Annotated in this window: 23 protein-coding genes and 1 tRNA gene; 21 read left to right on the forward strand and 3 right to left on the reverse strand. The window is 48.7% G+C overall.

All coding sequences use genetic code 11. The annotated features are described in order from the left end of the window. Positions 1-18 precede the first annotated feature (18 nt). From AC2JF8_RS02860 to AC2JF8_RS02925, 14 genes are all read left to right on the forward strand, one after another. Positions 19-309: a PTS sugar transporter subunit IIB gene (locus AC2JF8_RS02860; protein ID WP_500760963.1), complete on the forward strand. Its 291-nt coding sequence runs from the start codon at positions 19-21 to the stop codon at positions 307-309. Positions 310-514: 205 nt separating this feature from the next. After that, a complete protein-coding gene (locus tag AC2JF8_RS02865; protein ID WP_500760966.1) occupies positions 515-2,470 on the forward strand; it encodes a BglG family transcription antiterminator in 1,956 nt (651 codons plus the stop codon). Between the two features lie 141 nt (positions 2,471-2,611). Beyond that, the gene (locus AC2JF8_RS02870) at positions 2,612-4,030 is read left to right on the forward strand and encodes an MFS transporter (protein ID WP_500760969.1); all 1,419 of its coding nucleotides are present in this window, start codon (positions 2,612-2,614) and stop codon (positions 4,028-4,030) included. A gap of 174 nt (positions 4,031-4,204) precedes the next feature. After that, positions 4,205-4,492, forward strand: coding sequence for a type II toxin-antitoxin system HicB family antitoxin (locus AC2JF8_RS02875; protein ID WP_500760971.1), 288 nt, complete (start codon positions 4,205-4,207; stop codon positions 4,490-4,492). Between the two features lie 335 nt (positions 4,493-4,827). Beyond that, positions 4,828-5,394 carry an aldose epimerase family protein gene (locus AC2JF8_RS02880; RefSeq protein ID WP_500760975.1) on the forward strand — a complete coding sequence of 189 codons (567 nt, stop codon included), beginning with the start codon at positions 4,828-4,830 and terminating at the stop codon, positions 5,392-5,394. A gap of 108 nt (positions 5,395-5,502) precedes the next feature. Beyond that, a complete protein-coding gene (locus AC2JF8_RS02885) occupies positions 5,503-6,630 on the forward strand; it encodes an LCP family glycopolymer transferase (RefSeq protein ID WP_500761275.1) in 1,128 nt (375 codons plus the stop codon). 115 nt (positions 6,631-6,745) lie between these two features. Beyond that, positions 6,746-9,718 (forward strand): LTA synthase family protein, encoded by a 2,973-nt coding sequence (locus tag AC2JF8_RS02890; RefSeq protein WP_500760978.1) that lies wholly within the window; start codon positions 6,746-6,748, stop codon positions 9,716-9,718. 262 nt (positions 9,719-9,980) lie between these two features. Beyond that, on the forward strand, positions 9,981-11,246 hold the full coding sequence (gene tyrS / locus AC2JF8_RS02895; RefSeq protein ID WP_500729528.1) for a tyrosine--tRNA ligase: 1,266 nt from the start codon (positions 9,981-9,983) through the stop codon (positions 11,244-11,246). Between the two features lie 62 nt (positions 11,247-11,308). Then, on the forward strand, positions 11,309-11,722 hold the full coding sequence (locus AC2JF8_RS02900; RefSeq protein WP_500760981.1) for an NUDIX domain-containing protein: 414 nt from the start codon (positions 11,309-11,311) through the stop codon (positions 11,720-11,722). Positions 11,723-11,825: 103 nt separating this feature from the next. Next, positions 11,826-12,161, forward strand: a complete 336-nt coding sequence (locus AC2JF8_RS02905) for a heavy metal-binding domain-containing protein (RefSeq protein ID WP_500729530.1) — start codon at positions 11,826-11,828, stop codon at positions 12,159-12,161. Between the two features lie 64 nt (positions 12,162-12,225). Further along, positions 12,226-12,298, forward strand: a tRNA-Thr gene (locus AC2JF8_RS02910). Positions 12,299-12,448: 150 nt separating this feature from the next. Beyond that, a complete protein-coding gene (locus AC2JF8_RS02915; protein WP_500760984.1) occupies positions 12,449-13,129 on the forward strand; it encodes an SAV1803-related protein in 681 nt (226 codons plus the stop codon). 125 nt (positions 13,130-13,254) lie between these two features. Then, complete coding sequence (locus tag AC2JF8_RS02920; protein ID WP_500760987.1) at positions 13,255-13,959, forward strand: C39 family peptidase; 705 nt, start codon at positions 13,255-13,257, stop codon at positions 13,957-13,959. 14 nt (positions 13,960-13,973) lie between these two features. Continuing rightward, entirely contained in the window at positions 13,974-14,636 is a 663-nt protein-coding gene (locus AC2JF8_RS02925) for an HD domain-containing protein (protein ID WP_500729534.1), read from the forward strand. Here the strand turns inward: AC2JF8_RS02925 and AC2JF8_RS02930 are convergent. Further along, positions 14,614-14,799 (reverse strand): hypothetical protein, encoded by a 186-nt coding sequence (locus AC2JF8_RS02930; protein ID WP_500760990.1) that lies wholly within the window; start codon positions 14,797-14,799, stop codon positions 14,614-14,616. The two genes, AC2JF8_RS02925 and AC2JF8_RS02930, sit on opposite strands and share 23 nt — an antisense overlap. A gap of 384 nt (positions 14,800-15,183) precedes the next feature. On the opposite strand from AC2JF8_RS02930, the gene AC2JF8_RS02935 reads away from it, so the two are divergent. The 6 genes from AC2JF8_RS02935 (at position 15,184) to AC2JF8_RS02960 (ending at position 22,125) form a co-directional block, all read left to right on the forward strand. After that, on the forward strand, positions 15,184-16,275 hold the full coding sequence (locus tag AC2JF8_RS02935) for a BMP family lipoprotein (RefSeq protein WP_500760993.1): 1,092 nt from the start codon (positions 15,184-15,186) through the stop codon (positions 16,273-16,275). A 124-nt stretch (positions 16,276-16,399) separates the two neighbouring features. Beyond that, positions 16,400-17,473 (forward strand): BMP family lipoprotein, encoded by a 1,074-nt coding sequence (locus AC2JF8_RS02940; protein ID WP_500760996.1) that lies wholly within the window; start codon positions 16,400-16,402, stop codon positions 17,471-17,473. Positions 17,474-17,553: 80 nt separating this feature from the next. After that, complete coding sequence (locus tag AC2JF8_RS02945; RefSeq protein WP_500760998.1) at positions 17,554-19,089, forward strand: ABC transporter ATP-binding protein; 1,536 nt, start codon at positions 17,554-17,556, stop codon at positions 19,087-19,089. Beyond that, positions 19,082-20,221: an ABC transporter permease gene (locus tag AC2JF8_RS02950; RefSeq protein WP_500761001.1), complete on the forward strand. Its 1,140-nt coding sequence runs from the start codon at positions 19,082-19,084 to the stop codon at positions 20,219-20,221. The genes AC2JF8_RS02945 and AC2JF8_RS02950 overlap by 8 nt, the downstream gene beginning before the upstream one ends. Continuing rightward, positions 20,221-21,177: an ABC transporter permease gene (locus AC2JF8_RS02955; protein WP_500729539.1), complete on the forward strand. Its 957-nt coding sequence runs from the start codon at positions 20,221-20,223 to the stop codon at positions 21,175-21,177. Before AC2JF8_RS02950 ends, AC2JF8_RS02955 begins: the two co-directional genes overlap by 1 nt. A 9-nt stretch (positions 21,178-21,186) precedes the next feature. Beyond that, complete coding sequence (locus AC2JF8_RS02960; protein WP_500761004.1) at positions 21,187-22,125, forward strand: nucleoside hydrolase; 939 nt, start codon at positions 21,187-21,189, stop codon at positions 22,123-22,125. Between the two features lie 70 nt (positions 22,126-22,195). Here the strand turns inward: AC2JF8_RS02960 and AC2JF8_RS02965 are convergent, their stop codons facing one another. Together AC2JF8_RS02965 and AC2JF8_RS02970 are read right to left on the reverse strand one after the other, a co-directional pair. Then, entirely contained in the window at positions 22,196-23,512 is a 1,317-nt protein-coding gene (locus AC2JF8_RS02965) for a C1 family peptidase (RefSeq protein WP_500761006.1), read from the reverse strand. A 139-nt stretch (positions 23,513-23,651) separates the two neighbouring features. Continuing rightward, positions 23,652-24,074 (reverse strand): Hsp20/alpha crystallin family protein, encoded by a 423-nt coding sequence (locus tag AC2JF8_RS02970; RefSeq protein WP_500729542.1) that lies wholly within the window; start codon positions 24,072-24,074, stop codon positions 23,652-23,654. Positions 24,075-24,282: 208 nt separating this feature from the next. Between AC2JF8_RS02970 and greA the strand changes: the two genes are divergently transcribed. Next, positions 24,283-24,744, forward strand: coding sequence for a transcription elongation factor GreA (gene greA / locus AC2JF8_RS02975; RefSeq protein ID WP_500729543.1), 462 nt, complete (start codon positions 24,283-24,285; stop codon positions 24,742-24,744). Positions 24,745-24,771: the final 27 nt, after the last annotated feature.

Raw genomic sequence — 24,771 nt, forward strand, 5'->3', positions numbered from 1 at the left:
ATTGAGGAGAAAAAGATTATGAAAAAGATTTTGGTTGCATGCGGCGCTGGCGTTGTTACGAGCACAACGGCAATGAACAAGCTGCAAGAGGAATTGGCTAACCGTGGTATTTCTGCTGACAAGTATACGCTGGGGCAGTCATCGGTTGCGCAGGTTGAGTCTTTAGCCAGTGACTATGACATGGTTATCACGACTACTCAATATGATAATGATGCCATTAAAGTTCCAGTTATTAATGGGTTGCCGCTATTAACCAATATTGGTATTGATAGCGTAATTGATGAAGTGGTCGATAAGTTAGACCTTTAATATGCCACCTGATAAACTGCTATGTTACTGATACTAAAGGGTGATTCGCATGGCGACAAGCAATTCTACTGGTTTGACCAAAGCTGAAGAGCTGCTGGATTATTTATGCAAAGCGCCTGGTTTTGTTAGTTTAAAAGAAATTTTGGAGACATTTAACGTTTCTCGGCGAACTGCGTTTAATTGGTTAAAAAAAGTCAATCAGATATTGGAACAAAAGAATTTAGACCGGGTTGTCAATATTCCCCGTTATGGTTACAAGGTAACGGATTATGCTAAGGCTGAGCTGAATAAGAACAGTACTAAAGCAGTTTTGACGGCTGCCCGCAGCCAAGGAGCTAGTTTAGGCTCTGACGATCGGCAAACAGCAATTGTCCTGCTGTTAATGGATGAGAATAACTATCTTTCAATCAATAGTTTGGCACGAAAGTTTGGTTGTTCACGTAACACAATTATTAAGGACTTTAAGGTTCTCAATAAACGGTTTCCGCAGTTAAAAATTGTGAGTTCACGATTAGGGCATAGAATTACTTGTACTGAGGATGCAATTAGAATAATTATTTATGAAATGCTGCTGCACCAAAACAAGGCAGCACTTTCATTTATTAATCACTTAGGCTGTTCTGTTGAAAAAACGAGAAAGTTGATCGATGGCATCCAAAAGGATTTACGAATGAACTTTTCGGAAAATTCTTTACGGCAATTGGCGTATCTGATGGTATTTACTAGGTGGCGCATAGCTAGCGGCTACTACATTGAAGACACTGCCGATGCAGAGTGGATAGCAAATAATACAACCAACGTTTTATCAGCGTGTGCGAATCTACTGCATGAACTGACTGATGAAGAAGTACCGAAGGGAGAGGTTGTATTTCTCAGTAAAATCATTCTCTGCTCGCAGGCAACTGAGGTTCATTGCGTTAACGAAAGTTTATACCATGATTTGGACAATATTGCCCAAGAGATAGTTTTTCGGTATGAGCAATTAATTGAGCAGCAGATTTCCTATGATTCGTTTGCTAGGGTTCTGTGCAACCACTTGTATGCCACGTTTTTTCGGGTGAAGTTCGGTATTCCCTATACTTCTAACGAAATTGACGAAATCAAGCGCCAATATCCTGAACTCGTTAAATTTACTGCAATAGCATGCGTGCCTTTTGAACAGTATTTGCAAAAGCGTTTGCCTAGTGAAGAAGTAGCATTAATCTGTCTCTACTTTGGGTCAGATAATACTAAGGGCTACCAGGATTTGTCTGATGATGATAAGCTGCAAAGGGCTTTGCTAGCCGAGGTCCTAGTTGTTTGCACGAGTGGGATAGGTACATCTGTCATGCTTTACCATGAACTTAGCAAAGCATATCCCCTAATCAAGTTTTCGCTTCCGCTTGAGGTGCGTGATTTGTATCAGATTTTTAAGCATAATTATCAGGCAAAACTTATTATCAGCACGGCGGCCCTGTCGAGTACAGAATTTCCGCTGCCGATAATAAGCGTTAAGGCTGTCTTAACAAAACATGACCAAAGCACCATTGAAAAATTTTTGCGCAAAAAAATACCGCGGAAAATTGAACATAATGAAAGTGCGGTTAATAGTCTGGTATCAATTATCAATGAGTATGCGGACGTCAAAGACGAGCGGGGACTACGCCTCAGTCTGGATAAATTCATCTCACCCGATACACAGAGCACTAGGCAACGCAATTTGCCTGCGCTAAGCAATCTGCTGCCAGCAAATCACATCAAATTTGTGCATACTGATGCGGTTGCCAACTGGCAGGAGGTCTTGGGCTTAGGTTGCCAGCTTCTTGAACAGGATGATATTGTCGATAGTTCATACTTTGACAAGATCATTCAACTGATTAATCAATATGGTCCATACATGCTTATTTCTAGCGATATTTTTCTGGCCCATGCTGCACCAAGTAGCAGCAGCAAGAGGGCAGGCTTATCACTTATTTTGCTGGATAAACCGCTCTTGATCCAGGCCTGCGGGCAAAGCGCCAGCATAACTTGCATGTTTGTCTTGTCGCCCGGCCAAAAAAGAGAACATGAAAAAGCTTTAGAGCAGCTAGTCGATATTGTTAGAAGTAAAGATAATGTCAACTGGTTGCTCAGTGCCAGTTCAGCCCAAGAAGTACGGCGCTTTTTATTATCGTTTATGTAATGCTAATATTTTTAGCCAAAGTGGCCATATCATCGTATGGTCACTTTTTGCTATTCTAATCGGCGCAAAAAGTGTATAATCTATTCTATTAAGGTACCTAACTAATTAATAGAGAAGGAATTGGTCAAGATGACACAAACGATGAGTTACCAAACAGACCCCAAAGTACAAAAAAGCCGCTGGTGGATACTGGTAGCGGTGGGGTTATTTACATTTATGTCGACGCTGGACGGGACGATTGTCAATATCGCCCTGCCGGTCATCAGCCGCGACCTGCACATTCCGATGAGTCAGTCCGAATGGGTTGTCTCGCTTTACCTGATTATTGTTTGCAGCTTTATCCTTTTTTTTGGCAAATTGAGTGATCTGCACGGCAAGATCAAGATTTTTCGTCTGGGCGCAGTCTTCTTCATCGCCGGCTCTCTTTTGTCTGGGTTCAAGGTTAATCTGCTCTTTTTGTTAATTGCACGGGCATTGCAGGCTATTGGTGCCGCGATGACAATGGCCACTAACAACGGCATCATCACGGAAGTCTTCCCGACCACTGAGCGGGGCAAAGCTCTGGGCACCATCGGTTCCTTCGTGGCGCTAGGCTCGATTGCAGGACCGGGGTTAGGTGGGGTGATTTTGAGCCATCTATCCTGGTCCTACATCTTCTGGCTTAACATTCCCGTCGGTCTGCTGGCCGTGGTTATCGGGGCCGTTTTTTTGCCTAAAGATATCACGTTTGCCAATGCACCGCTTGACCAGATGGGCTCTTTTAGTTTTGCTTTGGGCATGATTGCCCTCTTCGGCGGCATCTTCTTGGGCCAGCAGCTGGGCTTTACCGCTCTGCCGGTCTTGGTCATGCTGGCGGTTGGCATCTGCAGCTTCATCTGGTTTGTTAACGTTGAAAATCATGCATCTAACCCCTTGCTGCGCTTCAGTCTGTTTAAGAATCCGGATTTTTCCGTCAGCCTGCTGTGTGCCTTGTTAATTTTTATTACAAACTTTTTCTTCAACGTAGTCACACCCTTTTATCTGGAGAATGCCCGCCACCTCTCGCCCAAGGCAACCGGCTTCATCCTTATGATTCTGCCTGTCGTCCAGTTCGTTGCTGCGCCGATTGCCGGCACGCTCTCGGACAAAATCGGCCCCAAGCTGATTACGTTCGTGGGCTTGATGCTCTTGTTAGTCAGTCAGATTGGCTACACGATGTGCAGCCTGAATTCACCGCTCTGGCTCTATGTCATCAGTATCGCAATCATGGGACTGGGCAGCGGCATCTTCAGCTCACCCAATAATTCATTGGTAATGGGTTCAGTTGAGCAAAAGGATCTGGGGATTGCGGGCAGCATCAACTCGCTATCGCGGAATCTGGGCATGGTGATTGGTATTTCTAGTGCTACTACGGTGCTTTTTGCGGCGATGAGCAGCGCCAAGGGGGCACGGGTGACGGAATATTTGCCCCAGCAGCCAGAGATTTTCATCTATGGGATGCACGTCGTCTTTATTATCTCACTGCTGATTTGTCTAGTGACCGTAATTTTAAGCGGCTGGCGGTTATTTAAGAAGGATTAAATAAAATGGCGTACACTTCATAACAGTGACGCCGCTATTTTTGTTCAAGACGAGAAGCAACTGAAAGGCAGTTTCACCATCCGTCCTGAAAATATTTTTTGCTAATTGTTTCTTGTTTAGGGTCCATTAGGTATATGATAATGGTAATGGTAAACGCAATAAGGAGGTTTATCGATGGACCATAGAATTGTGACCTATCCCGCTATTTTTCGACCGTTAGAAAACGATCTGTACGTAATCAGCTTTCCCGATGTGAAGGGGGGAATCACGGAGGGCCAGGGATTGCGCGAATCGATGAAAATGGCAGCCGATACCCTCGCAAGTCGTTTGTATAACAAGACCAAATTGCCCCAGCCCAGTGAGATTGCCGCAATAAAGCTGCCTGACGACGGTTCTTTCGTCGTACCAGTCTCAGCCGACCTCACGGAGGCTTCACGCGATCGCATCAATTACCGGATTTGACGAAAAAAAAGCACCCCATCATGGGGTGCTCTTTTTATTAACTTGTTCCAAAAACTAAATTTATAATTCTCGGGAACAACACTATTATAGTATATTAGAACGAAATTTGCTAACTTTTTAAATAATTTCTTAAAAGAGAAGTGGAGCAATCAATCATAGGGTTAACTTGTTTGCCATCAATGTTGTTTTTACCCCATCGAGATATTTTATAATATAAATTTCGTAATACCATACACGGTATTCAGCCGGGCTGCAACCGCCTAAAAATTGAAGGGAATTGACATCACCCGCGTTTAAGTGCTATTTTTTATTTGGTAGAAAGTTTGGAGTATGCTATGCAAACAATTGAGAGTTCTGTTTTGCGGGTAGCCGTCAATGAGGAGAATGCCAGGTTAATCAACCTTGTTTCCCAAAGTGATCAGGTTGACTACTTTAAAGACGGCGACGTACAGAAAAAGTTAACGGTTGCTTTTTGGGGCACTGATCAAAATAAAAACTGGGCTGACTTCTTGCCGTGGACAGTTGTTGACAAAGGTGACACGCGCGTCAGCTTGGCGATGATTGATGACGGAAAAAGCTATCAAAAGTTTCCGTATCATTTTGAAGTGATTCTGTCTTATATTCTAGAGGGCAATCACCTTGATGTTAAGTATTATTTGAAGAATAATTCACACAAGGAAATGCCATTTTCCTTGGCGTTGACCATACCGATTCTGGCAGGGTGGTCAAAAGCTGAAAACGTGAATGAAGTGAAGTTAACGGGCAAAGGTGCGGTTTTGAAGGTAGCCTCGTCAAGCCTTGACTTGGCGCTCGAAAACGACCGGGTTATTGCCAGTGTCAATAATTCAGTGCTAAAGAGCGATGAGAGCAGTGAATTTGCACTGACCGTGGCACTTGGCTAAACAATTTAACGATTTTAATAAGATATTGTGGACAAACCGGCAATGGTTTGCTTTTTTGTTATAATATGCTCATTGTAATTAATATTGGTAAACTTGGTAGATAAGAATATGGTTCATAACGATAATCATCCGCATAAAAGTCGGGTTGAAGTTCACGTACGGGACTACAAGAAGAAAAGGCGCCGTTTAGCCTGGATACTGAGTTTTTTTGCTCTTACTATTGTGGCACTCATTGTTTATTCCGCGTATGTTTATTTTCGAACTAAGAATGCGGTCGATGGCACCTATGACAGCAGCAATTACGTTCAGATTAAAAACGGTGAGTTCAACGGCAAGAAAAAATTTGCGGTTCTGCTAATGGGAACTGATACGGGCGCACTTGACCGGACTGAAAAAATTGGTAATACTGATACGATTATTATTGCTGTGGTTAATCCGCAAAAGCAGCGCTATACGCTCATGTCGGTGCCGCGTGACACGATGGCGCAGATGGTCGGAGCGGAAGATTTTCAGATAGAGAAGATCAACGCAGCTTACCCAATCGGCGGGGCCGCGATGACGCTGGCCAGCGTGTCTAAGCTTGTTAACGTGCCGCTCAAGTACTACGCTTTAGTCAACATGAAGGGAATAATGCGCCTGATTCGCTGCGTTGGCGGGATTAATGTCAGACCAACGCTCAGTTTTGAGTACGGCGGCTATATTTTTAAAAAGAACCGGCTGACTCACATGGGCGGTAGCGGCGCCTTGGCATACTCGCGGATGCGTTACGATGATCCCCAGGGTGACTATGGCCGTCAGAAGCGGCAGCGCCAGGTAATTACCACCCTGATTAAGAAGGCGATTTCGCTTAATACGTTGATGCAGTTAGACTCGATTTTGAATGCAATTTCTGGTAATGTAAAAACCAACCTGCCGTTCAGTGCACTGCAGCAGATTGCATTTAATTACCGGGACACGGCCAAGAACGTCAAAAGCGATTACCTTCACGGGCACAACGCGTTAGTGGACGGCGCATCCTACCAGGTCCAGCCCACCAAGGAATTGCAGCGGGTTTCTGACTACCTGCGTACGGAGCTTGGACTGCCAACCGAAGTAATCGATAATAATGAAACCTATCAGAACAAGCGAAATAAGGTTCTGGGCTTTGACTTTACTAATCCGGATATGCAGGATTATCACCTTTATCCAGATTATGAAAGACAGATTATCCAGGAAAGTGGCGGGGACGGTAAATGATAAGACTGCTTGCGGGCCCGAATTGATTTTACTTTGCCATGCCGGAAAAAGTTGGATCACTTGCTATAGTCAAAGTTAGATAACAACATTTTTAGTGGGGATATGTACTAGAAATATGAATAAAAATAAAAAAATATCGAGAATTGTTCAAGTTATTTGTCTGTTAGTTGCGGCGCTTTTCATGCTGGTCCAAATGTTCAGCTTGAAGGGGATCGCAGCGCGGGCGCACTACTCCTTCATTCGCTTTTTGCCCAACATGATGCATAATGCGACCTTAGTGATTGTGCCAATGATTTTTGGGGCCGTTTATAGCAGAAGAAAGCAAGCTGTAAGCGAAAGTTTCAAGTACTGGCTGCTGGCGATGGCCACCTTAATCGTGTACTATGTCCTCTTCTTCTTTAAGGTTCCAGCGCGCTTCAATATGTGGCGCGTGTGGGGGATGCTCTTCCCAATTATTACTAGTACCTCTGTACTATTTGCTGGGTTGTTTTTCAGTTTGTTGGTTCAGCCGCGCCTCTACGACCTGCTCCACCAGCTAACTGCAAAGCAGAATCTATTGGTATTAAGCATGCTCACGCTCTTGGGCTTTGCCCTGAGTGCGGGAAATCTTTCATTTCAGTATTCTCTTTACGGCCTCTATCTGGTGCTCTTCTTTGCGTGGGGCATGTTCTTGGCTCAGGTGCACATCGGTGGCCAGCTGCTAGCGCTTTCTCTTTTTAGTGGCTTAGCTTCATTTGTTATCGTTGTAATCGGTGTATCTGGCTTTGACGCGGTTTACTGGTCACAGATTATTTCTGGAAACGGCGGTGGTGACTGGAACCGGGAGTTTTTGAATAACCCCTCTTCGCCGTTTATGTTTTTACTAGTGGTGGCTATCTTTCTCCTGTTTAAGCGGGTCATTATGACCTTTACTAAGCGGGATATGCGCTTCTTCATCCCAGTAATTATGTTCATGGATGCGCCCATTTCGCCACGCTTTATGCGTGCATTCCGCTTTACTGCTTCATCAACCATTAACAAGTTGCTCCTGATTGTTATCATGCTAGTGATTGCTTGCGCCTGGGACTTTGTGCTTGAACGCTACATGTTCAGGATTAGACCGTTTCGGCGGATCATTAAGTACTTAGACCACGAATCTGACTTTGCCAAGATTTGTGAGCTGGGGTGGGAGCACTTTAGCCGGTTTGTTGTTGCCAACCGCGTCAACCTGCTCACCTGGGCGTGGTTCTACGTGCTGAGTTTTGGGGCCTTCCTAATTGAGTCGGATAACCTCCGTATTCAGATTAGTACGGCTGCAACAATCAACGCAATCGTCTACCTGCTGGGAACCAAGTTCTTCGCGATTGTCTTGACGACAATTTTCCTGGATGCCCTGTTCTCGATCTTTTACTTCATTACCACGCGCTACTGGACCTCCAACGTATTGGTCAGCCTGATTGCCATCGGCTGGGCCGTTGCCAACAAGATTAAGCTACTGCTCCGTGGCGAGCCGATTTATCCTACTGAAATAAGCGAAATTGTCAACTGGAGGACGCTCCTGCCAATGGTGGGCAAGACCACGGTCATTGCCATTTTGGTCGCAATCGTTGTCGTAATCATTCTGGATATTTTCCTGGAACGTAAGGTTGCGGTTAAAAAGCGGGGCTCCTGGAAGCGGCGCGGCCTTTGGGCCTTGCTCAGTCTGCTGCTCTTTATGACGCCCCTGCGCTTTAACCACGATGGCGGGGTAATCTACCACATTAACCGGGGCTTTGACAACAGGCAGCGGTTCCGGAATCCCGAGCGTGATATTCAGGTTAATGGACCCGTGCTCAACTTCTTGAACTACATCGACCTGCAGATTATGGATCAGCCGGAGGGCTACTCCGAGGCCAACATCAAGCAATTGAACGACAAGTATGCCAAGGTTGCTGCACGGATTAACAAGCACCGGAAAAACGACCTGCGTGACCAGACGATTGTCTTTAACTTGAGTGAGAGTTTTGTTGACCCAAGCACATTCCCGACGATCAAATTTGACCGTGACGTCCCTAACCCGGTTAAGTTCATTGAGTCGATGAAGTCGCGCTCTTCGTATGGCAATATGCTCAGTGCTGGTTACGGCGGCGGCACGGCCAATATGGAGTGGGAGACGCTGACGGGACTCAACATGGGGTTGTTCAAGTCAACGTTGACCCCATATGTTCAGGTTGTGCCTAACTATGATTTTTACCCCACGATTGGGATGAACTTTGATTACAAGTCGGCCGTTCACCCGTTTATTGGTACTTACTACTCGCGGCGTGAGGACTATCACCGCTTTAAGTTTGATAAGTTTGTTTATGCCGGGTCGAAGTATAAGATTATTGACCAAAAGAAGCTGGGCAAGAGCGGCTACAATTCCGACTTTACGACCTATGCCAACGGCTTGAATCAGATTAATGCCCGCAAGGGCGGCCAGTTTATCAATCTGATCTCTATTCAGAATCACATGCCGTACAACAACTGGTATCCGAATAATGAATACATGGGCAAGATTTCCGGTAAGCTATTCACCTCGCCAGCGGTTCGGGAACAGATGGCGACGTACGTCAAGGGCACGCAGTACACCGATAAGGCGGTTAAGCAGTTTATCGGACAGATTGACAAGATCAATAAGCCAATCACGCTAGTCTTCTATGGCGACCACTACCCAAGCATTATTTCGCAGAATTACACTTCGAAGTATCCAGTGCAGATGCACTCAACGCGTTACTTCATTTATTCCAATAAATATGCTCGTCAGCACGGTGCCAAGATACGCCTGCCACGCAAGGCCAACCAATTTGTCAGTTCCAGCGACTTTATCGCAATGATGCTGCAGCAGACTGACTCAAAGGTCACGCCGTACCAGGCCTTACTGACGGAAGTGCACAAGAAGTTGCCGGCAATTACGATTAACTTTGATGGTGACCAAGGCTTCGAGTTAATCGGGCGCAAGGGCCAAGTGATTGATCCGAAGTACTTGACTTCGAAGCAGCAGGAATTACTTGCCGACTACGAAAGGGTGCAATACGACATGACGGCGGGCAAGGCCTATGGTCTGCAGATCAAGGGCTTCTACAAGTAAAAAGGCAGTTGACTAAATATAAAAAAGTTAGTATTATTGATAGTAATAATTTAAGTAGCGATTCGATTCAGCGTACAGAGAACTAGTGGCAGGTGTGAACTAGACAGGTCGAAAATAGCGAATTACAGTGGGGTAGTTCCCGTAAAGACTGCTGTTAAGGCGTTTTTAAAACGCGAACGTGGGTGGTACCACGGCTAAAAAAGAGATTTAGTCGTCCCTAGATTCTTAATTGAATCTAGGGACTTTTTTATTGGAGGAAGAAATGGCAAATTTTGATATTTTGGCGGACTTAAAGTGGCGTGGTGCGATTAATCAGCAAACCGATGAAGCGGGGCTGGCCAAGTACCTGCAAGAGCACGATGACTTGGCCCTGTACTGCGGGACTGATCCCACAGGCGACTCGCTGCACATCGGTCACCTCATTCCCTTCATGATTCTGAAAAGATTTCAGTTGGCTGGCTACCACCCGGTAATCGTGATTGGTGGTGGTACGGGTACAATTGGCGACCCTTCCGGGCGCAAGTCTGAGCGGACCCTGCTTGGTGCTGCGAAACTTCACGCAAATGAACTGGCGTTAACCCAGCAAATGGAAAAATTGTTTGGCACTGAAAACTTTGAAATCATTAACAATGCCGAGTGGTTGGACCAGATTAGTCTGATTGACTTCTTGCGTGATTACGGCAAGCATTTTCAGATCAACAACATGCTGAATAAGGACGTTGTAGCCAGCCGGCTTGAAAACGGCATCTCCTTCACTGAATTTTCCTACCAGATTCTGCAGGCCATTGATTTTTACCGGCTCAATAAGGAGCACGGCGTGCAAATGCAAATCGGGGGCAGCGATCAGTGGGGCAACATCACGGCCGGCATCGACCTGATTCATAAACTAGCTGGCGCAGACCGGCAGGTCTTTGGCCTGACTATTCCGCTCATGCTCAAAGCCGACGGCACCAAGTTCGGCAAGTCAGCCGGTGGTGCGGTCTGGCTCGACCCGAAAAAGACGAGCCCGTACGAGTTCTACCAGTTCTGGATCAACCAGGATGACCGCGACGTCGTCAAATACTTGAAGTACTTCACCTTCCTAAGCCACGCGGAAATCGACGCGCTGGAAGCGCAGGTCAAGGAGGAGCCCTGGAAGCGCACCGCACAGAAAACCCTGGCCAAAGAGGTCACTAAGTTTGTCCATGGTGATGAGGGCCTGCGTGAGGCTGAAATGATTACGAATGCACTGTTTTCCGGCGACATTAAGGACCTGACGGTCAGCCAGATCGAGCAGGGCCTCAAGAGCGCACCGGCAGCCACAGCAGACAGCACCAAGAAAAACATTGTTGACTTCCTGGTTGCTACCAAGATTGAATCGTCCAAGCGGCAGGCCCGCGAAGACGTCGAGAACGGGGCCATTTACGTCAACGGCGACCGCCAGCAGTCGGTTGACTTTGAGGTTGAGCCGGGTGCGGCCTTTGATGGCAAGTACGTCATCATCCGCAAGGGCAAGCGGAAGTATACATTGGTCAAGATTATGGACTAGTCGTCTGATTGGGGGCTGTGCCAGGCCTTTTTAGTAGAATAGTTGATATTGGAGGAATAATAATGCGTGCACGCGTGGTAATGTATAATCCTGAAACAGACGCGGTGCTACTCATCCGCCGGGTGAAGGACGGGCGCGACTATTGGGTAGTTCCGGGCGGCGGCGCCAAGGAGGGCGAAACGCCGCGGCAAACCGCGGTGCGTGAGGTTGATGAGGAATTAGCGGTCAAGCTGCTACCGGCCGACCTGCATATTTTGGGCGAACTTGACGAGGGCGAGCGGGAGCTGTTTTTTGGCATTAAGGTTGACCTAGTGCACACGCCGGCAATTCACGGCGAGGAAAAAGCGCGTGCCAGTCGGGCTAACGTCTATGAACCCACGTGGGTTGCAAGTGCGGCGCTAACCCGAATAAACCTAATGCCACCCGCCCTTGCCGGTAAGATTTTGCCGGCTGTCGCACATGAATTTTTCAAGTGAAACATTAATTTTATTTTAGATTGACAAAATAAATGAGCGCAATCATAATTGGTTTTTAACAACGATTTTATCAGCAAGATTATTGCAATTCAGGAGGACGATTATGAATAAGCAGGTGCTAGTTACCACCACGGAGGAAATACCCGGCAAGGATTATGAGATAATTGGCGAGGTCTTCGGCTTGACGACCCAGTCCAAGAACATGTTCAAGGACCTTGGGGCGGGCCTGAAGTCCATGATTGGTGGGGAGATTCGCAGCTACACGAAGATGCTGGAAGAATCACGTCAGCAGGCCCTTGAGCGCTTACGGGATGCGGCCGCAGAGGTAGGCGGCGATGCAGTGGTGATGATGCGCTTTGATTCTGGTTCAATCGCCGGCGACATGCAGTCGGTTGTGGCTTACGGCACCGCCGTTAGGTATCGTCCAAGCGCAGAATAATAATTCATAGTAAAAAAGTACCCGCTGCCTCTGAGCGGGTACTTTTTTGTGCTAAAATTAACTTGCCGCTTTAGCTCAGGAGGTAGAGCACCGCCGTGGTAAGGAGGAGGTCCCCAGTTCAAATCTGGGAAGCGGCTTAACGTAGATTTACTAAGTATTACTAACCTTGGTGAAACGTTAATATTGAAATATTAGCAATGATGCGCGTAGGGAAACTATTAAACATACTGTAAGAAATAACTGATAATGTTTATTACAAAGGGTGTTAGAAAGTTGATAATGAATATATGGAAAATAATTATTATAAATTTAATGTTGAGAGGATAATCTGTATTCTACAAAGAGATGAATATTCCTATGAAGACTTTGTTGAATATTTAAAAGAAAAATATAAAAAAATAGAAATAAAAACACCGTATTTTCAAAAAGAATCATATTTCAATTATTTTCATAACAAAAATAACGAAAAAACAGGAAATGTCAAAGTAAATATAACTAGGGGTGGAGACATTAAACCCAATAATAATATTAGAGGAGGAAAGTGTGGATTAGAAATACACCATGTAGCTGAAGATAAATTTACTAATTTAAACAAAGTAACAACTATTTATAATCAATTTAAAGACTTAGAACCCTGTTATGGCTTTGAATACCAATTACCAAGTAATTTGGTTTATTGCAATGTAGTAGAGCATGCAGTGCTGCACCTATTTATTATTAAAAAAATCAATCAGCAAAATTTGAAAATCGATACAAAAAGAACTTGTGGTTGTGAAGGTTATGAGTCACTTAAAGGCAAAATTTTTAAATGGTATGTAAAAGGGAATACCAATCTGAAAAATAAAAGTATAAATCAAAATTTTTATAATGCATGTAAAGTGACAAAAAATGAAGCAGAAAGGTTACTAAACGAATTTAATGAATTCGTTAAATGTAATTGTCATAATTTATCTTGTAATAAAAGCTAGCTGTCATTAGTAAATTTATCAATTTCATAGTTTAAAAATTGAATGAAGCAGGAGATTGAGTTTTAATAAGTTGAGTATAATGGTGTAAACATTCTGATATATATAGAAAATGGGAGACGGACAGCGTGAAGGGGTTACAAGGAAAATTAGGCATGGCGGGAGCATTGTTGCTAGGCGTGGCGGCTACGGCCGTTCCGGTTAGTGCAGAAGCAGCCAGCAGCGAGAGCGCTGCCGTGGTGCAAACGCTAAAGCTAAAGAGCGCATCAAAGAAAAAGCAAGCCCGCTACGTCAACCTGAATGCGCCCTACATTAGCCAGAATGCGGTGGGCGCCTGGATGGGCTGCGAGTCGGCATCTCTTCTTGAGGGTCTGCACTACAAGGGCGTTTTGACCCACATGGGCCTGGCTCAGTTCATGAAACACCTGCCGCGCAGCAAAAACAACGATCCTCGCACTGGCTTTGCGGGCAGCCCCTACCAAGTCACGCGCGGCGTCTACCAATCGATTTTTCCTAAGCCCCTGGCCCAGTGGGGCAGTAAGTACCACCCGGTCAAGGATATCAGCGGCGCCAGCGTCGGTGTGCTGCGCAAGCAGTTGCAACGCGGTAACCCGGTCGTGGTCTACGTCACGCTCAACTTTGCTAAGGCCCGGTGGGGCCGCTACTTTTGGGGCAAGGGTATCGACAACGCCCACGTCATGATGCTGGACGGCTATGACACGCGGCGCAAGCGCTATCACGTGGCCGACCCCAACCGCGGCAAGTACTGGGTGCGTGCCCGGAAGTTTGCCCGCAGCTACAACTATAGGCGCTATGCGGTCGCGATTCAGTAAAACCAATCGAAGGGATGATTAATTTGGAGATAACAAGAGTAACTGATTTTGTTAAAAAGCAGCTTGAAGGCGAGAAGACGGGGCATGACTTCTACCATGGCCGGCGGGTTGCCCACCTGGCGCGTGCGCTGTACCTGCAGGACAACCCCGCAGCGCACCCTGACAGCCGCATGTGCGCGATTATCGGGGCGGCCGGCTACCTGCACGACACGATTGACGAAAAGATCTGCGGCGCCCCTAAAGAGGTGCTTGCGCAGATTGACGCGCTCCTGCCTGCAGCAGGCTTCAGTGCGCTGGAGGTCAAGGATATTCTGTTCACGATCCAGCACATGTCTTTTTCCAAAAACATCGAGCACCACTACCAATTGCCCCTGTCTGGCCAGTACGTCCAGGATGCGGACCGCATCGAGAGCCTCGGTGCAATCGGCATCGCGCGTGCCTTCACCTATGGCGGTGCGCACGGCAACGTGATCTACGATCCTGCCATCAAGCCGCAGAAATTGGTCAGTCACGACCAGTACCGCCAGCACACGGAGACGACGATCAACCACTTCTACGAGAAGCTGTTTCAGCTGGAGGACCTGATGAATACCGCTGGCGGCAAGAAGGAAGCGCACAAGCGCACGGAGTTCATGCGCGCCTTTGTGGCCGAATTCATGCAGGAGTGGGACGTCTAGGCCCTAGCGTGAGCGGCGCTGCAACGTCTTCGTCTGCCTGGGTTAAGTCGTACTGGGCACCGAAGTGCCTTTGTCCGTCAAACCATAATCCCAGCAGGTAATTATCGTCGCTTAGGAGGCTGATTGTGCCCAAAGTCGACTGCCAATTGACCGTGTATAACATTGTGTTCACTCCTTCCACTTGATAACTAGAAACATTGTTCGTGTTTTCTGCCGTACGCACCTGCGTGCGGCTTTTTGCTGTAAAATAGTGCCTGCATCCATTTGATAAGACTATTTTAACCTGCCGGCGTTGACTTTAACAGTAACTGCTGCACAAGCATTCGTGCCGAACAATTTATGACCGGGGCAAGTTTTGCACACTAAAAGAAAAAAATTATTTTTTGGGCTTGGTGCATGCAAACGCTAGGGCAACTAGCTTACATCGTGGTCCATACCAAAACCTAAACATTGTCACATCAACACTCTATCTAGTGCCACAACTTTGACAGCACCACTAAATATTGTTATTGTATCAATTGCGAATATCTTTAGGAGGTCCATAAACATGGAATGTAAAATCAAAAAAGTTTTAGCAATGACGACGCTGGTTCTTACCGCCAGCATCGTTCTTGCTGGTTGTTCGGGTAGAAAGCAAGGCGGCAGTGGCAACGCCAGCACCAGCGCCAAGCATTCGATTGCGCTGATCACGGATACTGCGGGCGTCAACGACAACTCGTTCAACCAGTCGGCGTGGCAGGGCTTCAAGGCATACGGCCAGGAACATAACCTGAAGCGCGGCCAGAACGGCTACCAGTACTTCCAGTCAAGCGGTGCCTCCGACTTTGAGCCCAACTTTGACCAGGCGGGCAAGGCCGGCTACCAGACCATCTTTGGCATTGGCTACAGCCTAAAGGATGCCGTCAGCGCCGCGGCGAAGAAGTATCCGAAGAAGAACTTTGTCATCGTTGATGAGATAATCAAGGGCCAGAAAAATATTGCATCTGCCAACTTCAGGAGTGAGCAGGCCGCATACCTGGCCGGCGTGGTGGCCGCAACGGAAACAAAGACCGACACGATTGGTTTTATCGGTGGCGCCCACGGCGACATCATTGACCTCTTCGATGCCGGCTTTACCCGGGGCGTTCATGACCAAGCCAAGAAGTTAGGCAAGAAGATCACGTTGCTCAACCAGTACGTGGGCGACTTCAAGAGCGCCGACAAGGAAAAGGCGATTGCCCGCTCCATGTATGCCAAAAAGGCGGACATTATCTTCCATGCTTCTGGCCTAGCCGGCAACGGTTTGTTCCAGGAAGCCAAGGCCATCAACCAGGACCGCCCCGCAGATAAAAAGGTGTGGGCAATCGGCGTCGATTCCGATCAGTCTTACCTGGGCAACTATAAAGCCAAGGACGGCAAAAAGGCCAACTTTGTGATGACCTCGGTTATTACCGGCGTTAACATTGCGACCAAGGATATTTCCGACCGGGCATACAAGGGCAAGTTTCCGGGCGGCCAAAACCTGGTTTACGGGCTAAAGACGAACGGCGTCTCTATCAAACGCGGACAGGTTGGTGCCAAGGCCTGGAAATACGCCCAGTCGGCGCGTCAAGACATCATTGCCGGCAAGATTAAGGTGCCGCTTCACCCGGGAAAATAGTTCGACTTTGATGCAAAACAAACGTTAATTATGTACTAATTATCAAATAAATCTTGAAATTAAACGTATTTTATACTAAAGTTATCACTGTAAAGTTCGTTATTTTGTGGAGGGTTTATAAGATATGGGTAAGAAGTTAACGCAATTTTTTGCAGCAGGAGTTGCAATTGTCTCAACGGGTCTAGTGCTCGGAGCTTGTTCCGGCAAGAAGCAGGGCACAGGCAGCAGCCAAAATATGAAAAACAGCATCGCCTTGATAACTGATTCTAATGGTGTTAATGACCAGTCCTTCAACCAGTCGGCCTGGGAAGGGTTCAAGCGGTTTGGACGCACGCACAACATGAAGCAGGGCAAGGGCTACCAGTACTTCCAGTCGAGCAGCGCGTCCGACTTTACGCCCAACTTTAACCAGGCCGCTAAGTCTGGCTACCAGACGATTGTTGGGGTCGGCTTCATGCTGACGGATTCGGTCAAGGCGGCAGCCAAGAAGAACCCGAAGAAGAACTTTGTTATTATCGACGACGTGATTAAGGGCCAGAAGAATGTGGCGTCCGTTACCTTCAAGAGCAACGAGTCGTCCTACCTTGGCGGCGTGGCGGCCGCATACACAACGAGGACCAACAAGGTGGGCTTCATTGGCGGTGCCAAGTCTGCCATAATTGCGACCTTTGAGGCCGGCTTTAAGCAGGGCGTGCGCGATGCGGCCAAGGCCCTGCACAAGAAGATTACGGTAAGCACGTCCTATATTGGCAACTTTACCGCAACTGATAAGGCCAAGTCGATTGCCCAGTCCATGTATGCAAACCACGCGGACGTTATTTACCAGGCTGCCGGCAACGCGGGCAACGGCGTGTTCCAAGAGGGCAAGGCTTACAACCAGGCGCGTCCGGCCAGTCAAAAGGTCTGGGTCATCGGCGTTGACGTTGACCAGGAACACCTGGGCAGCTACAAGTCCAAGGACAATAAGAAGGGCAACTTTACTTTGACTTCCGTATTAAAGGGGCTGAATGTTGCAACCGAAACCTTGGCAAACGATGCAGCCCAGGGCAAGTTCCCGGGTGGCAAGCACCTCGTCTACACCCTGAAGGGTGACGGGGTTTCAATCACGAAGGGCAACTTGGATGCAAAGGCCTGGGCAGCGGTCCAGGATGCGCGCAAGCAGATAATTGCAGGCAAAATCATGGTTGCGGCCAAATAAGGGCTACTGAAAAAGCAATTGAATTGATTAAGGGACTCTTTGTATGCTGATGCAAAGAGTCTTTTACAGGGGAATTAATAATGAACGAGACGACAAATGTAATCGAGATGCGCAATATCGTCAAGGACTTCAACGGCTTTAAGGCTAATGATGGCATTAACCTAACCTTGAAGCGGGGCGAAATTTTGGCGCTCCTCGGTGAAAATGGTGCCGGGAAGTCGACCCTAATGAGTATTTTGTCGGGGCTGATCACGCCGACAGCAGGGAAGATTAAGGTGCGCGGACAGGAAGTGGCCGTGAAAAACCCAACCGTTGCCAAAAATCTGGGGATTGGGATGGTGCACCAGCACTTCATGCTGATGGATTCCTTTACCGTTTTGGAAAATATTATCCTGGGCCACGAACCCGTTCGTGGTCCTAAACTGAATTTTAGCAAGGCCAAACAAGAAATTGACGCGCTGTCTAAACGCTACAACCTCAATGTTGATCCCATGAAAAAGGTGAGCGAGATCACGGTGGCGCAGCAGCAGCGGGTGGAGATTCTCAAGATCCTTTACCGGGGGGCCGACATCATGATCTTTGATGAGCCGACGGCGGTCTTGACCCCGCAGGAAATCACGGAGTTCATTGAAATCCTCAAGGGCCTGGCGCTTGAGGGCAAATCCATCATTCTGATCACCCACAAGCTGGAGGAAATCAAGCAGACGGCGGATGAGGTGACCGTTATCCGTGCCGGTAAAAGCGTGGGGACCTTTAATGTGGACGAGGTTAGCGATAATCGCCTGGCCGAGCTGATGGTTGGACGCCACGTCAACATGCGGCTGGACAAACCCGCTGCCCAAATGGGCAAGACGATGCTCAGAGTTGACAACCTGCAGGCAAAAAACAGCCAGGGCGTTCAGACACTGAAGGGTCTGTCCTTTGACCTGCATGCCGGGGAAATTCTCGGCGTCGCTGGAATCGATGGCAATGGTCAGGACGAGCTTGTCCGGGCGCTGACCGGTTTGCAGCACGTTGATTCGGGCCGCGTCTTCATTGCTGGCCAGGACATGACCAATCAGAATGTCCGCAAGATTACGGAAAAGGGCGTTGCCCACATTCCTGCTGACCGGCAGAAGTATGGTTTGATATTGCCGTTTTCGGTTGCGGCCAACCTCAGCTTGCAGACTTACTACAAGGCGCCGTTTTCAAAGCATAATGTGATGCACCATGATGTCATCAACAAGTACGCTGACGACCTTATCAACAAGTTTGATATCCGAACAACAAGCAGTGGCGTACCGGTTGGGGAACTGTCCGGTGGGAACGAGCAGAAGGTAATCATTGCCCGCGAATTGAGCCGGGACAGCGACCTGATCATTGCCTTTCAACCGACCCGCGGGTTGGATGTTGGTGCGATTGAATATATTCACAAGCAGCTGCTGCTTGAACGCGCTAAGGGCAAGGCCATCCTGCTGGTTTCCTATGAACTGGATGAAATTATGCAGCTGTCGGATCGCATTATCGTTCTCCACGACGGCGACATCTCGGGTGAGGTGAAGCCAGAAGAAACGAGCGATGAGGAACTAGGCCTGCTGATGACGGGCTTCAAGAAAGAAGGCACAACTTTTGCTTAAGGTGACCCCCAAAATAAAGAAAATTTTAGTACCGCTGATCTCGATTGTGGCCGGCTTTTTGGTTGGTGCGCTGATCATGCTCGTGTGGAGCTATAACCCGGTTGACGCATACACGTCGATGTTTACTAGTGCCCTGGGCAATATGAACGGAATCGGGGAAACCATCCGTGAGGCCACGCCGCTGATTTTTACGGCCATCGGCTTCGCCATTGCCTCGAAGGCCGGCTTCTTCAACATTGGTCTGCCGGGCCAAGCGCAGGCAGGCTGGCTGGCATCCATCTGGATCGTGCTTGCCAACCCCGGCATGCCCAAGGTGCTGCTATTGCCGCTGGCGATTGTGGCCGGCGTCGTGGCCGGTGCCATTGTGGCGGGAATCGCGGGCTGGCTGCGCGCGCAATTTGGCACCAACGAAGTGATTACAACGATTATGATCAACTACATTGTCCTGTACGTTTGTCAGCACCTGACCCAGCAGGTGATGCCGGCTAGACTGCGCCTGGATATTGATACGACCAAGACGATTAGCGCCAATGGCAGCCTAAAGATTCCGTGGCTGAGCAAAATGTTTGGCGATTCGCGGATCAACGCCGGGATCTTCATTGCGGTCGTGGCGGTATTCTTTTACTGGTACCTGATGAAAAAGACGACAACGGGCTTTGAAATTGAGGCCGTCGGCACTAACCCTTTCGCCAGTCGCTACGCCGGCATGTCGACTAAGAAAAACATCATGATCTCGATGCTTCTGTCCGGCGGCTTTGCTGGGTTGGGCGGTGTTGTTCAGGGCCTGGGGACCTACCAGAACTACTTCACCCAGACCACCAGTCTCGACATCGGGTGGGACGGCTTGTCCGTTGCCCTTTTGGGCGGCGGCACCGCCCTCGGGATCCTGCTTGCGGCCGTCTTGTTTTCAATTTTAAAAATTGGGGGCCTGGGCATGCAGACCATCGCGGGGATTCCGTACGAAATAGTGTCCATTGTGATTGCGGCAATCATCTTCTTCGTCGCCATCCAGTACGTGATTGGACGGTTGTTTAAAAATAAGCAAACGGCTAAAAGCGCTGGCAAGAGCACAGACGCGGCTGCTGCAGAAACTGCCGCTGGACCCAAGACTAGTGAAGGAGGACAGGGCTAATGAACTTAATGACAATTTTACCCTTATTGGTCTCATCGACCTTTGTGTACTCGACGCCGCTGATTTTTACGGCTTTAGGCGGGGTATACAGTGAAAACGCGGGGATTACTAACATTGGTCTGGAGGGCATCATGACGATGGGCGCCTTTGCCTCAATTGTCTTCAATCTGACCTTTGCCTCGACCTTTGGTACCCTCACGCCCTGGCTCGGAACTATCGTTGGCGGGGTCACCGGCGTTTTCTTCGCCTTGCTTCATGCCGTGGCAACCATCAACTTTCACGCCGATCACATTATCAGCGGGACGGTGCTGAACTTGATGGCTCCACCTTTGGGCGTGTTTTTGATCAAGGCTATTTATGACAAGGGGCAAACGGAAAACATCAACCAGAGCTTTGGCTACTTCAGCTTTCCGGGGCTCGCCGATATTCCCGTCATCGGACCCATTTTCTTCAGGGACACGTCGGCCCCGGCTTGGGTGGCCATCATCCTTGCGCTTATCTTGTGGTGGGTGCTATACAAGACCCGCTTCGGCTTGCGCCTGCGTGCCTGCGGCGAAAACCCGCAGGCGGCGGACACGATGGGGGTCAACGTTTACGGCATGCGCTATGCGGGCGTGCTGATTTCCGGTTTTCTGGGCGGCATCGGCGGGGCCGTTTTTGCCGAGGCAATCTCAGGCAACTTCTCGGTTTCGACCATCGCGGGTCAGGGCTTCATGGCGCTGGCCGCAATGATCTTTGGCAAGTGGAACCCGCTCGGTGCGATGCTGGCCTCGCTGTTTTTTGGCTTTGCCCAGAGTCTGAGCATCATCGGCAACCAGCTGCCGTTTTTCAACCATATCCCAGCCGTCTACATGCAGATTGCACCGTACGTGCTCACCATTGTGATTCTGGTCCTGTTCTTCGGCAAGTCGGTGGCACCGGCTGCCGACGGGCAAAATTACGTTAAGTCTAAGTAGGAGAAAATAATGAAAGAAATTTACTTTAACCATGACGGCAATATCGACGACCTGGTGTCCTGCCTGCTCTTGCTGCAGGCTCCCGGTATCAAGCTCATCGGCATCAGTGCGATTGATGCGGACGGCTACGTTGATCCGGCCGTTGAAGTCTGCCGCAAATTGACTGACCGCTTTAACCTGCGCGGTGATCAGCTGGAAGTGGCCCGTTCGACTTCACGTGCGGTCAACCAGTTCCCGGAAGCTTGGCGCACGGGTTCCTATTCCTTCAATTACTTGCCGATGCTGAATGAAGCGGGGAAAATGATTACCAGGGAAGCGGCCAAGCCAGCGCACTTGGACATGGTTGACAAGATCAAGCACGCCGCCCACAAGGTCACGCTGGTCATGACCGGTCCTTTGACAGACCTGGCCCGTGCTCTGGAAGTCGACCCCACCATTAGCGAAAACATTGAATGCCTTTACTGGATGGGGGGATCTCTTGATGGCCACGGCAACGTGGTTCAGGTTAACGCGGATGGTACCCAGGAGTGGAACGCCTTCTGGGACCCCTATGCGGTGGAACGCGTCCTGCAGGCAGATATCGCAATGCAGGTTGTGGGACTTGAAAGCAGCGAGGAGCTGCCCTTAACGGATGAAGTCAGAATGCACTGGGCCAGCCTGCGCAGGTATCCGGCCGTTGACCTGGTGGGCCAGGGCTATAGCCTGCTGGTCAACCCGCCGGTTCAGAGCGCCCAATTATACTTCTGGGATGTTTTGACGACCATCAGTGCGCTCTACCCGGAAGTGGTCCAGGCGGTGGCAACGCACAGGGTTAAGGTGATCACGACCGGTACAGCCGCAGGGCGTCTGGTTGATGATCCTAATGGTCATGAGGTAACCCTGGTGACCAAGGCCAACAAGGAAGAATTTTTCCGGAGGTTCGATGAGCTCCTCATGCGGACCAAGTAAGGGATTTAATTATACAAAAAAGACGAGGTTCGGGTTTGAACCTCGTCTTTTTGTTAGTTCTGTACTCAGTTTAAGCGAGTGAATCCCAAGCGGGCAGGTCTGTTACCGGACCCTCTGCCAGGGCTACTTGTTCAGGTGTCAGGTACTTCTTGTGGACAACAACCTCGTAGGTGTTGTCTTTGAACCAGTCGTTGGTCATGACGAAGAAACCCTTGTCACCGTTTTTCTCGCCCCAGGAATTTTCAACCTTCCACTGGCGAATGTGGCCCTGGTCCTCATCGACGCCGACTATCGTCATGGCGTGGGTGGAGGCACCGCTGCCCGTGCGCAGGCGGTCCGCCTTGGACATCTTGAGGTCGACCCCGTACAATTCGCTCATCTTGTATAATTCGCTGTCCAGGTAGCCCTTCTTACGGTCGCTTTGTTCGCCGACATCATTGCCGAACCATACGGCTTCGCCGTCCTTCAACTGGCTAACGGCGGCAGACTCCAGGTATTCCATCGGCACGTTAAGGAACTTGATCCGGTAGGAGCCCGCAACGTTGTCCTCAAACGGCAGCCCGTAGAGCTTGCCGTATTCATGGTCAGGGGCATTGGTCAAGACAACGTAGTCGTCGAAGTCGACGTCGCCCATATACTTGTGCAAGAATTCCAGTGGGGTCAGGTCCTTGTCCAGGTGGTAGTTCTTGTCGTCGTCGCGGTATTCCAGGTCAAACTTCTTCGGAGGTTCACCGACGGCAATGGCCGTCATCCGGTAGACCTCGCCCAGGAACTGTTCGCGCGCCTGCTTGATTTTTTCCTCTTCACCGTCCTGCTTCAACTTGCGCAAAACAAGCGCGTCCTTGTGCAGCTTGTCGGCCAGTGATTTGGCAAAGGCGCTGGTGTTGTTGGTGTTGGCATTCTCCGGCATTGCGTATGAAGGCACTACGCCGTACTTGGCAACCAGGGCTGCCGCCATGTGGAACTGACCGCCGTCTTCGCCGGCCCCTTCTAAGTGCGCCCTAACGGTGCGGGAGTCCAGTGGCTGGTCGGCCGTGTCCAAAATGTTGTCGTAGAAGATGTTTGCCCGTTCAATCTTGTCCCAGAAGAAGTTGTAGCTCTGCGAGAAGGTAAAGTTCTTAACGTGGTACTTTTGACCAAAATTGTGACGCAGAATATTGAGCGTGGCGAATTCCCAGCAGCGGCCCGATTGCAGCTGGTTGGTGACGTTTTCGGTGTCCAGTTCGGTTGAAAAGACCCTGGTTAATTCCCCCTGAACGCGGTCATTGTAGGCTGCCGCCTGAACGCCGCTTTTTTGGGCGGCGCGGGCAACAACCTGGTTCTGCGGGTTGGCGTTGAACTTTTCCGCAAATTTTTCCAATTCTTGGACGGTAACTTTATGTCCCATAAATTAATCTCCTTTTTAATCTTTTTTTAAATTACTTTATATTTTAAGCCAAAACAAAAGCGAGTTCAATGGTTGAACTCGCTTTAGAGAATTATTTGTCTGGGCAGCTTAATTAAAAGCGCCCTCCATGCTATCCGCATTAGTCAATTTGGATTGAATTGTCGCCTGCGTTCGTGCTTTGCTTGGGCAGGGTAATAGTCAATACGCCGTTGTCATATTTTGCATGAATGTCGCTGGCAGCTACATCTGGCAGTCTGAAGCTGCGGGAAATGTGGCCTTCGCTCCGTTCACGGTGGATAATGCTGCCATCCTTTGACAGGTCCTTGAAGGCCTTTCTGGAGCCTGAGATGCTCAGAACGCCGTTATCGTAATTCACGTTAATCTTGTCCTTGTCCATCCCGGGCATGTCTACTTTGATTATGTATTCGTGGTCGTTTTCAACGACGTCTGACTGCATTAGTTTTGCTATTTCGTTATTGTTAAAAAGTTTACGCGGAAGATCAAACCAATCATTCATTGCATCAAATAAGTCATCGCGGTGATTCATCATTTCATTTGCCATAGTAAAAACTTCCTTTCAAATATGTTGTTGTAACGGAAGACTTTTCTTTCATTTCTTCCTTACACTGATTATTATAGTAGGCATACCGGAAAAAGGGAAACAATTAGCACTCTTTATTTTAGATTGCTAATTTTAAAAGCAGAACGTTGCTATAACAGTATTTTTAACTTGTGGATAATTTTTAGCATAAGTAACGGAGAGAATAATTATGGTTTACTACCAGAAGATGACGCCTGAAGGCTACCAAAAGATCAAGGCAGAAATTGCACGTTTAAAAAAAGACCGCCCGCGGCGAATTAAGATTCTGCAGGAGGCCCGTGCCCTTGGCGACTTGTCCGAGAACACGGAGTATACGGAGGCCAAGCGGGACCTCGGACACCTGCAGAGTCGCCTGCGCTACTTGGACAAGCAGCTGAAGTATGCCGAAGTAGTTGAAAAAACTGCGGACGGCAAGGTCAACCTGGGCAAGACCGTTACCCTGCAATTTGAAGGCGAAAAGGGGACCGAACGATACGTGGTGGTTGGACGGATGGAAGCAGATATTGCGGCGGGCAAAGTTGCGTTTGACTCGCCGCTGGGGCAGGCAATCATGAAAAAGCCTGCAGGCACACTGGTCCAGGTGGAGGCCCCGGCCGGTCGGTACGGCGTGATGATTGTTGCGATTGACTAAAAATGTTCTTGCTTATCCGAACTTGTG

The organism is Lactobacillus sp. CA30L (genome assembly GCF_059900845.1).